The sequence below is a fragment of the Apilactobacillus waqarii genome, assembly GCF_019061205.1.
GTDB lineage: Bacteria > Bacillota > Bacilli > Lactobacillales > Lactobacillaceae > Apilactobacillus > Apilactobacillus waqarii.
Genome location: NZ_JAHQYH010000017.1, coordinates 1 through 2,777, shown reverse-complemented (window position 1 = coordinate 2,777; position 2,777 = coordinate 1). Strand labels below are relative to the sequence as shown.

The window sequence follows — 2,777 nt, the reverse complement described above, 5'->3', positions numbered from 1 at the left end:
TTTTCTAGCTACCATTTGAGATCCCATACCGTTTAGGTATGTGTTAATTACATTTAATTTATCTTCTACTTTATATTTAGACACAAAAACACCCCAAAGTTTTGTACAAACTTTGGGGTGCAGTGCATCATAATGAACGTCTTTTTTTAATGCAATGTACTTACATCGATTAGGATTAACACCATGACGATGGTAATTCCTAGGATGGTCGCTACATATTTATTTTTGAATGATTGGTGCTTACGGTATAAGAAAAATAGCAAAGTCAATAGAGCTAAGACACCAATCGCATACATAATGATCAGTTTGATTTGAACTGATAGGTCGTCTGCTAGCATGTGAGCACCTTCTATTATTTAGTTAATAGTTGGTATGCAAATCTAGCAGTCCATGGATGACCATTTTCGCGCATATGGATAATTCCACGTTTTTCAAAACCGTTAGAAGTGATAACGTGTTGCATACCTTTGTTTTCAGGATGAGTGTCGATTCTGATATCCTTGTAACCTAATACACGTGAAACGGTGATTAAGCTACTAACCAGTTTTTCAGATAGGTGTTGTCCACGGAACTCATTTGAGATGGCAACTCTGTGAATCGCTGCGTAGTGAGCTTCAGAACCGTTAACCCAATCGCCTTCTTCAATCTTTAGGTAATTTGGATCAATTCCTTGATGAATGGTTGCAGTTCCGGCGACTTGGCCGTCAGTGATTAACACGTAGTTGATTCCATCTTTAACGTCTTTAACTAAATCTTCGTCAGCTGGGTAACCATGTTGCCATTGGTCAATTCCTTGTTCATGTAGGTATTTGATTGCTGAGTGAATGATGTCCAGGATTGCTGGTAAATCTTCTTCAGTTGATTTCTTTAAGTATGTTGCGGGCATTTTTACACTTCCTTTATGAAAATTATAAGTAAAAAGTATATAGAAAAACGTTGCAATTTGCAACGTTTGGAAATTAAGCCTATTCATAGCATACTACAATGACACTTTTAGTAAACTAATTAGAATTATCTATAATAATGTGATTTTCATGGCCATTCCCATACCACCACCGATACAGATGGTAGCTAGACCACTTTTTTGGTTGGTGCGTTGTAGGTTGTAGATTAATGAACCGACAATACGAGCACCGGAATCACCTAGTGGATGTCCCATTGAGATGGCACCACCGGAGATGTTTAGTTTGTCCATATCGATATTGTAGTCATGAGCAACCGCTAGGACTTGAGCAGCGAATGCTTCATTTAGTTCGACTAGGTCGATATCATCCATAGTTATGTTTAATTTATCGAACAATGACTTGGTAGCGTCATAAGGAGCGTATCCCATGTAGTCGGGATCACATCCTGCTTCGGCATAGCCATCGATGACAGCTAGTGGTTTGACGTTCAAACGCTTAGCGGCTGATTCACTCATTAATACTAATGCAGATGCACCGTCGTTTAGACTAGCAGCGTTTCCGGCAGTCACAGTTCCGTCTTCTTTAAAGGCAGGACGTAGTTTATTTAATACTTCAATAGAAGTATCACGACGAATGTTTTCATCTTCCTTCATAATATAAGAAGATTTTCTGTTTTTGATTTCAATTGGCACTAGCTCTTTGTCAAAGTATCCATTATCAAATGCTTCGGCAGCCTTCATATGAGATTGATAGGCAAACTCGTCTTGTTCTTCTCTTGAAACGTTGAACTTTTCAGCAACGTTTTCTGCGGTAACTCCCATTGGTTGTTTGTTAAAAGCATCCATTAAAGCGTCGTTGTTTAATGAATCAACTAGAGTAACATTACCAAACTTGTGACCGGATCTAACGTCCATGTTTAGAAATGGAGCATTGGACATGCTTTCCACTCCACCAGCAATCACGACGTCAGCGTCACCCATCACGATGGCAGCTTGAGCATTGCGGACAGCCTTTAGTCCGGAACCACATACTTGGTTAACTGTATTGGCAGTACTACAGTAGGGGATGTTTGAATTAATTTCGATTTGTCTTGAGATGTTTTGACCAGCACCTGCTTGGATGACATTTCCAAACACGACTTGATCTACATCAGAAGGTTTAATGTTTGCTTGTTCAATTACAGCCTTGGTAACGATGGTTCCTAAATCCACAGAAGTGAAGTTCTTTAGGGCACCGTTTATCTTACCAATCGGTGTTCTCTTGGCAGCAGCAATCACGACTTTTTCCATATAATAGTAAAACTCCTTTAATATTATCTATAAGAAATAGTATAACGATTATTCTATTTAATTCTATTATAAAGAATAAAACTAAAAAGTTTAATAAAGTTTGAAAAAGTTATTGACCACAGTGTTTATAATTGGTATTATTATATCCGTTGTCATTTTTGAGATAACAATAAAATTTAATCGAAACAAATAATAAAAAGTTGTTGACCTGACGGTTTGAATTTGATATTATTGTTTCTGCTGTTGAAAAAGTTGATCGTTAATTTCGATTGAAAATAAGCAAAAAAAGTTGTTGACTTTTACTTGCTAAGATGGCATAATAGTTATTGTTGTCATCGCGATTGAGCGACTTTTGATAACAAGGTTAATAAAAATTAATTATAAAAAGTTGTTGACATTAAGTTAACGGTCTGCTATAATTAAATAGCTGGTTGATTTAATTAGCAATCAACAAATTGGTAGATCTTTGAAAACTGAACAAGATTGATAATCGATGATGTGTAAGGAACTTACAACTTGGTTGTAAGAATTAAACATTGCGAAGTCAATTCGCTTATAAAATAACAATTTATTCAGAAGAGCT

At 36.5% G+C, this 2,777-nt stretch carries 3 protein-coding genes; all 3 read right to left on the bottom strand.

Annotation, left to right across the window (positions count from 1 at the left end; all coding sequences use genetic code 11):
• Window positions 1-146: 146 nt before the first annotated feature.
• Entirely contained in the window at window positions 147-338 is a 192-nt protein-coding gene (locus KTJ72_RS06975) for a hypothetical protein (RefSeq protein ID WP_053791295.1), read from the bottom strand.
• Between the two features lie 14 nt (window positions 339-352).
• Window positions 353-886: a GNAT family N-acetyltransferase gene (locus tag KTJ72_RS06970; protein WP_034530719.1), complete on the bottom strand. Its 534-nt coding sequence runs from the start codon at window positions 884-886 to the stop codon at window positions 353-355.
• A 129-nt stretch (window positions 887-1,015) separates the two neighbouring features.
• Window positions 1,016-2,194 carry an acetyl-CoA C-acetyltransferase gene (locus KTJ72_RS06965; protein ID WP_217304475.1) on the bottom strand — a complete coding sequence of 393 codons (1,179 nt, stop codon included), beginning with the start codon at window positions 2,192-2,194 and terminating at the stop codon, window positions 1,016-1,018.
• Window positions 2,195-2,777: the final 583 nt, after the last annotated feature.

Excerpts from the sequence above, each read along its gene's own strand:
- KTJ72_RS06975 (WP_053791295.1), bottom strand. The coding sequence starts at position 338 with ATGCTAGCAGACGACCTATCAGTTCAAATCAAACTGATCATTATGTAT.
- KTJ72_RS06970 (WP_034530719.1), bottom strand. The coding sequence starts at position 886 with ATGCCCGCAACATACTTAAAGAAATCAACTGAAGAAGATTTACCAGCA.
- KTJ72_RS06965 (WP_217304475.1), bottom strand. The coding sequence starts at position 2,194 with ATGGAAAAAGTCGTGATTGCTGCTGCCAAGAGAACACCGATTGGTAAG.